This window comes from Mycobacterium sp. (assembly GCF_032161845.1).
In the GTDB taxonomy this organism is placed as follows: domain Bacteria; phylum Actinomycetota; class Actinomycetes; order Mycobacteriales; family Mycobacteriaceae; genus Mycobacterium.
The window spans coordinates 20,901-27,692 of the sequence record NZ_JAVRQA010000325.1; the positions used below are offsets into that span (position 1 = coordinate 20,901).

Below are 6,792 nucleotides of genomic sequence, written 5' to 3' on the forward strand. Positions count from 1 at the left end.
TCGAGTTACCGACTGCTCAACAGCATCGACCCTGCCACCGGTCCGCCGCCCACACCGACCGCGACCACCTCGGGTGTCTTGGGGGCCTGACGGTCGCCGCCTTCGCCCCACATCTGAATGCACGCCTCGTGGAGGAAGCCCATGCCGTGCAGCCGACCGCCGGAGAGTTGGCCGCCGCTGGTGTTGATCGGCAATGAGCCGTCGAGCGCGATGCGCGACCCGTCCCCAAGGAATTCGCCGACCTTTCCGTGGTCACAGAACCCCAAGGCCTCCAACCACATCACGGTCAGGAACGAGAAGCCGTCGTAGAGCTGGGCCATGTCCACGTCGTCGGGGGTCAGCTTCGTGTGTTCCCACAGCGTGGCGCCCGAGTCATGTGCGGCCATCGTGGTGATGTCCGAGCGTTGGTCCCACGTGGCGCGTTCGAACATGCCCGGCCCCACCGACTCCACCGTCAGCGGATGCCGCGGCAGTCCCTTCGCAGCGTCGCGACGCGAGATGATCACGGCGGTGGCGCCGTCACAGGGCACGTCGCAGTCGTAGAGACACAGCGGCTCGGAGATCATCCGAGCACTGAGGTAGTCGTCCATCGTCATCGGCTCGCGGTAGACCGCATCGGGGTTGAGCCCGGCGTTGGTGCGCGCGTTGATCGCGATGCGGCCGAGGTGCTCGCGCGTCAGACCGAAGTCGTGCATGTAGCGCTGGGCGGGCATCGACAGCCAGTTCGCCGCCGACAACGCGCCGAAGGGCGCCATCCACTCGAGGTGCGGGGGTAGCTCCCCGCCGCCGAACAGCACTGACGCGCGCCCGCCGCCCGCCTGCGCCGCTGCGGTGGACTCCCACACCGACCGGTACACGACGACGTGGTTGGCCAGGCCCAGGCTCACCGCCATGCACGCCTCGATCGCCGGGCCGATCTGGCCCGCGGTCTCCATCGCCGAGACGTACCACCGAGAGCGCAGTCCCAGTGCATTGCGGACCTCCTGGACAGTGGCTCCGGAGAACCCGGCATCGGGCACGCCAGGTCCCGGGTAGCTGGCGATCCCGTCCACGTCGTCGACGCTCAGGCCGGCATCCTCGATCGCCCGCAGCACGGCTTCCAGTGTCAGATCCAATCCGGTGCGGCCCAGCCGTCGCCCGACCTGGGACTTGCCCGCCCCGGTGAGGACTGCCTTTCCGTCGAATGGTCCGGTCATTGGTGCGCCTCCTCGCGTCTCGACACGATCATCAGAACACGAACCTTGCGATCAGTTCGGCGACGGCGGCAGGCTTGTCCGCCCCGTCGATCTCCACGGTGTGCCGCACGGTCAAGTTGACGGTGTGGTCGCCGACCGGGGTGGCGTCCGCGAGATGGGAGCGGACCCGGATCCTGCTGCCCGCCGTCACCGCGGACAGGAAGCGCACCTTGTTCAGCCCGTAGTTGATGCCCATCTTCGCGTTCTCGACACGGTAGTTGTCCTTGCTGACCCCAGGGATGAGCGACAGCGTGAGAAAGCCGTGGGCGATCGTTGCGCCGTAGGGACTCTCGGCCTTCGCCTTCTCGACGTCGACGTGAATCCACTGGTGGTCCATCGTGACGTCGGCGAACTGGTCGATGCGCTCCTGGTCGACGTCGACCCAGCGACTGACTCCTAGTTCCTCACCTATCGTCGCCACCGCGTCGTCCACGGACGTGATCACCTTCACCGATTGCTCCCTCGCCGCCTACCCGAAATACCGATATCTATTTAACGGTATAGACTGGTCGCGCCCGGTGGGCAACCAGCCCCCATACCCGGCGAACTTGGGAGACACATGGCCTCGTCCCGAACGTCCCGCGCAGCGATCGTGGCTGCGGCACGCACACCGATCGGCACGGCGCGCCGCGGCACGCTGGCCAACGTGCCCGCGGTCGAACTCGCCAAACCCGTGGTGTCGGCCGTCATCGAACGCTCGGGCCTGGACGCGGCCGAGTTCGACGACCTGGTGCTGGCCGAGAGCATGCAGGGCGGCGGTGACAGCGCCCGCTACGTCGCGGTGGCACTCGGGCTGCTCGACATTCCCGGGATGGCGGTCAACCGGCAGTGCGCATCGAGCTTGTCCGCCATCGCGGTGGGCGCGGGCCAGATCGCCTCCGGAATGAGCCGCGCCATCCTGGCCGGCGGCATGGAGTCGATCTCCACCGGCCCGATCATGCAGAAGCGCAAGGCCTTCACCTCCGGCAAGTCCCCCGAGGACTACGCGCAGTGGTTCCCCGAGTCGCATCCGCCGACCGCCGAAGCGCCCGCCATGGACATGTCCATCACCGTGGCGCACAACTGCAACCTCCAGTACGGGATCACCCGCGAGGATCAGGACGAGTGGGCGCTCCGCAGCCATCAGCGTGCGATCAAGGCCATCGACGCCGGGTCGTTCGTCGACGAGATCATCCCCATCCAGGTGCCCCAGGCCGACGGCAGCTCCATTACCTTCGCCGTCGACGAGCATCCTCGCCGCGGCAGCTCGCTGGAGTCGCTCGCCGGACTCAAGGTGCTCCATCCAGAGATCGAGGGGTTCTCGGTGACGGCGGGAAACTCGTCGGGCATCAACGACGCCGCCGCGGTCGTGGCGCTGGCGTCTCCGGACACCCAGCAGAACGTGCTGGCGAGCGTGCTGTCGTGGACACAGGTTGGACTGGACCCGACCCGCACCGGCAGCGGGCCGATCAAGGCGATCCCCAAGGCGCTGGAGTTGGCAGGCCGCAAGCTCGAAGACGTGGCGCTGTTCGAGATCAACGAGGCGTTCGCCGCCCAAGCGGTGGCGTGTGCCCGCGAACTCGGACTCGACGAAGAGATCGTCAACGTCTACGGCTCGGGCATCAGCCTCGGCCACCCGATTGCGGCGACGGGTGCCCGGATGGTCACCTCGGCCATCTACGAACTGCGCAGGCGCGGTGGCGGAATCGGCGTGCTGTCCATGTGCGCGGGCGGCGGCATGGGCGCCGCGATGGTCATCGAGGTGGTCTGAGATGACCGCACTCATCACCGAGGGACTGTTCCGAGTCGACGGCGAGCGCACCGTATTGTTCGCGTCGCGCAGGCGCTCGTCGGGCGCAGTGAAGTTTCCCGCCGAGCGCCCCGAACTCTTCGACGGCGACCCCGAGATCCAGGAAGACATCGAGGCGATCGAGTTATCCACGGAGGGAACGCTTTACACCTACACCACCCAGGAGTTCGTGCCTCCCCTGCCGTACAAGGGCGATCGCTCCGCCGCCGGGTTCAGGCCGTACGTGGTGGGCTTCGTCGAGTTGGCCGAAGGCGTGCTGGTGGAGACGCTGATCGTCGGCGCGACGCCGGCCGAGCTACGAATCGGCCAGCCCCTCGTTTCCACCACCACGACGCTTCGGCCCGCCGACGGCGAGCCGGTGTTGACGTTCGCGTTCCGCCCCGCGGGTTAGGGATCAAAGGGTGACTGACCTGGGCACCCCGCGTTTCGGGCTTCATCCCCTGCACGGGGTGCACCTGCCCACGACTGGTAATCCGTTGCGGCGCCCTGGGTCCGCGCGCCGGACCACCTCGATCGACATGACCCGCGACGTGGGTTCACTGGACCCGGTGTACCTGAACGGTCGAGCGCGCGACATCTGGACAGACGAGGACGGCGAGGTCTCCGAGTTCGGTGCGGCCGGTTTGTCGGCCACCATCGAACTGATTGCCCGGGTCGTCCGTCACGTCGAGGTGACGCCGCCCGTCGCGGCAATATCCCACCTCTCCGGTGCACCGGCGATGAGCGGGTTCCGTGCGGCCGCCGACACGGCCGCCCCAGAGCTGCGGGCAACCCGAGACCTGCGCTACACACTGCTCGACGACGTTCCCGTCGCCACGCTGATCTCCGGCCACGCACTGTCGGCGTCCGGTCTGCTCGGGGACGTCGGCAAGTCCGGGTACCTTCCGGTCGCCGACCAGTGCGCCGGCTTCGCCACCGGCGGACTGCTGATGAATTCGTTCGAGGCAGGCGATCCCGTGATCGTCACCGGCCCCGAGGCACCCGACCTCGACCACGGCGACGATCCACTTGCCTGGCACCCAGTGGTGCGGTTGCCACCGCAGGCGATGCGCCGGCGTCGCCGCATCGACGCCTTCTCCGTTGGCACCGGACGAATCGGCATCGACGCGATGTTCCGCGATACCTACGTCCGAACCGACGGGGTCGAGACGATCATCCACGAGTACACGCTGAGCGCCACCGTGGACGCCGACTCCGGACTGATCGTCGATTCGTCCGCGACTCCGCGGGTGCTGCCTTGGCAGGAGTGCCCTGGGGCCGTTGCCAGCGCCGAGCGGATAACGGGTATGACGTTGCGAGAACTGCACTTCCGGGTCCGGCAGGAATTGTTCGGTACCACTACTTGCACCCACCTCAACGATCTACTGCGCAGCGTCGCCGACGCCGAGGCGCTGATCGACCGCGTGCGAGGCGGCTGACATCGCCTGTCAGGGCACCAAGGTCGATGGCTCACCCAAGGTCAGCCGAATCACGATGGCCGGCGTGATCAGGCATACCCAGTAGGTCACGTTGAAGGTAATCACCCATGCCACCGCGCGCAGAACCTCACGTTTGAGCCCCTGCGGGAGGCTGGGTTTCGCGATGAGCGCCTCAAATCGAGGCCGTCCTTCTTGGTTGGTCCAGCCGATGAGGAAGGCGGTGACCGCACCGAAGAGACCGAACGGAATGTTCGGATACAGCAGCGGCATCGTGCCCGCATCGCTGTGCAGCACCGGCCCGATGGTGTCGACGTAGGTCCACAGCCCGAACGTCTCCACCGAGACGTATTCCATGACCAGGTTGAAGACGATCAGCACCGGGCCTGCAGTGGCGAGGCTCAGCAAGAGCGGGTGAACTCCCGGCCAACGCCCGCGCGCCCACCTTTGCAGCGCCAGCATCGAAAGGAAGGCCGACGTCATGAACACCGGGTACGAGGTGAGATTCATCGCGGGCTTGTCCGGTGTGGTCCAGGTCGTCGAACCCCAGGGCAGCATGTGGAAGTCGGGCGTCCACGACAGGTACGCGCCCCAGTCGGCGTAGAACTCCTGCCAGAAGATGCTGAACCCGGCGATCGCGAGCAGCCCGACCACACCCAACTCGCCGCGCTTGCGGGTGTCGATCACGACCCAGACGATCAGCGCCGCGCATGCGGCGACCGAGACGAGCTCGAAGTAGTTCGCGGCGCTCAAGGTCAACCGGCGCCCGAAAGGGTCGAATCAGCAAGGGCCGGTTGGGAGTCGGGGTAGAAGCCGCGCGCCCAGGTACGCAGCTGCTTGAACCCCGCGGCTTCCGAGGTGGTCAACCCAGGCGGATCCATGTAGATCTGGTGCTCCCAGATCGCGATGTCGTCCGGCAGCGCTGCCTGCGCGGCCGTGAGGCGCTCGTCGTACCTGCCGTTGGCTTCGTCAATCCAGTACGTGGAGAAGATGTCCGACGTCGCATCGTCGACGGGTGTGGCACAGATGGCGATGACGCGGTAACCCTCGCGAGTGTGCTCGCCGTTGAATGCGATGCCAAGTCCGGACCAGTAGATCTCCAGGGTGTTGGTGGTCTCCCCCGGAGTGTCCGCTCCGTCGCTCCACCTTCGACCGAAACCGACCTTGGCCGACCAGGTCACGTCATCGGTGTCCTCCCGAAGCACCGTCGGGCTGACCGGCGTCTTGTGCACGAAGCGGAAGTGATGGGGGTCCACGGCGTTCTCGGCGATGACCTGGGGGTGCACGTGGATTCCGGCGAACCTGATCCGTGCCTCGGGTCCGACGGGCAGGTACGTCCGGGCGTGAATGTGGTCGCCGAGTACCTTCAGGCCGTCGGGTACCTCCCACATCGGAGGGCGTCCAGATGCGTCGTGCCAGATGTAGATGGACTCATTGAGCTCGGTTACCGGCCAGGACCGCACCTTGCGTCCGCGGTTGGGACGGTTCTCATACGGAATGCGCACGTTGCGACCCTCTCCGCTCCACACCCAGCCGTGGAACGGACATTGAATGCCGTCCTCGACGACACAGCCACCCCTGGACAGGTTGGCCCCGAGATGCTGGCAGTGAGCATTGAGGACGTGAACGGCTCCTTGCAGATCACGGAAGGCGACCAGTTCGACGCCGAAGTAGCGCAGTGGAATGACGGCGCCCTCGGCGAGGTCGGCGCTCCAGGCGACCTGAAACCACCCGGTCGGCTGCATGCTGGGCAAGCCCTTCACGTGTTCTCCTTCCAACGGCGTCGACATATGCCCTCACCGTATCGGGAATGGCGTTCCCAAACAACACGCGTGCTAATTTGGGAATAACATTCCCAAAAATGGAGCGACAGCATGGTGGACGACGGCCGCCAGTCGGAACGCGACGCGATCATGCGGGCCGCGTACCGGTTGATCAGCGACGGCACCGCCTCGACGGCGGCAGGCACGTCGATCGAACGGATCCTGAAGACGGCAGGAGTGAACCGGCGGGTCTTCTACCGACACTTCGCGTGCAAGGACGACCTCATCATCGCGATGCAGGCATGGGCGGGCGATCTGATCATGGTCGACCTGCAGGAGGCGGTCGCTGCGGCGGACACGCCTGCCGGTGCGGTCGTCGCGTGGATCGAGCACTACCTGAGTATTGGCTGGCAGGAGGCACGATTTAGGGACGCATTGGCCTTCATGTCCACCGAAGTCACGGGCGCGCCGGGCATCGCGGCTGCCTTGGAGGCCACCTATGCCCGGCACCGCGAGCTACTCACCGACGCGCTGACCGCGGGTCTGGCCGACGGCAGCCTGCCGAACGCACGCCCCGACCTCGACTCGTT

Annotated in this window: 8 protein-coding genes; 4 read left to right on the plus strand and 4 right to left on the minus strand. The window is 66.5% G+C overall.

The window, feature by feature from the left end:
• Nucleotides 1-5 precede the first annotated feature (5 nt).
• Nucleotides 6-1,196 carry a thiolase family protein gene (locus tag QOD90_RS17725; RefSeq protein WP_526352020.1) on the minus strand — a complete coding sequence of 397 codons (1,191 nt, stop codon included), beginning with the start codon at nucleotides 1,194-1,196 and terminating at the stop codon, nucleotides 6-8.
• A gap of 31 nt (nucleotides 1,197-1,227) precedes the next feature.
• Nucleotides 1,228-1,686 (minus strand): MaoC family dehydratase, encoded by a 459-nt coding sequence (locus QOD90_RS17730; protein ID WP_526352022.1) that lies wholly within the window; start codon nucleotides 1,684-1,686, stop codon nucleotides 1,228-1,230.
• A gap of 108 nt (nucleotides 1,687-1,794) precedes the next feature.
• Between QOD90_RS17730 and QOD90_RS17735 the strand changes: the two genes are divergently transcribed.
• From QOD90_RS17735 to QOD90_RS17745, 3 genes are read left to right on the plus strand one after another with little or no spacing between them, the layout of a single operon-like run.
• A complete protein-coding gene (locus QOD90_RS17735; protein WP_526352024.1) occupies nucleotides 1,795-2,985 on the plus strand; it encodes a thiolase family protein in 1,191 nt (396 codons plus the stop codon).
• 1 nt (nucleotide 2,986) lies between these two features.
• Nucleotides 2,987-3,415 (plus strand): Zn-ribbon domain-containing OB-fold protein, encoded by a 429-nt coding sequence (locus QOD90_RS17740; RefSeq protein ID WP_526352026.1) that lies wholly within the window; start codon nucleotides 2,987-2,989, stop codon nucleotides 3,413-3,415.
• A gap of 10 nt (nucleotides 3,416-3,425) precedes the next feature.
• Nucleotides 3,426-4,442: a DUF2889 domain-containing protein gene (locus QOD90_RS17745; protein WP_526352028.1), complete on the plus strand. Its 1,017-nt coding sequence runs from the start codon at nucleotides 3,426-3,428 to the stop codon at nucleotides 4,440-4,442.
• A gap of 9 nt (nucleotides 4,443-4,451) precedes the next feature.
• Here the strand turns inward: QOD90_RS17745 and QOD90_RS17750 are convergent, their stop codons facing one another.
• Both QOD90_RS17750 and QOD90_RS17755 read right to left on the minus strand, forming a co-directional pair.
• A complete protein-coding gene (locus QOD90_RS17750) occupies nucleotides 4,452-5,192 on the minus strand; it encodes a spirocyclase AveC family protein (RefSeq protein ID WP_526352030.1) in 741 nt (246 codons plus the stop codon).
• A 2-nt stretch (nucleotides 5,193-5,194) separates the two neighbouring features.
• Nucleotides 5,195-6,202: an aromatic ring-hydroxylating dioxygenase subunit alpha gene (locus tag QOD90_RS17755; RefSeq protein ID WP_526352032.1), complete on the minus strand. Its 1,008-nt coding sequence runs from the start codon at nucleotides 6,200-6,202 to the stop codon at nucleotides 5,195-5,197.
• A gap of 111 nt (nucleotides 6,203-6,313) precedes the next feature.
• Between QOD90_RS17755 and QOD90_RS17760 the strand changes: the two genes are divergently transcribed.
• Nucleotides 6,314-6,792, plus strand: a 479-nt coding sequence (locus tag QOD90_RS17760) for a TetR/AcrR family transcriptional regulator (protein WP_526352034.1), incomplete at its 3' end; no start/stop codon positions are given.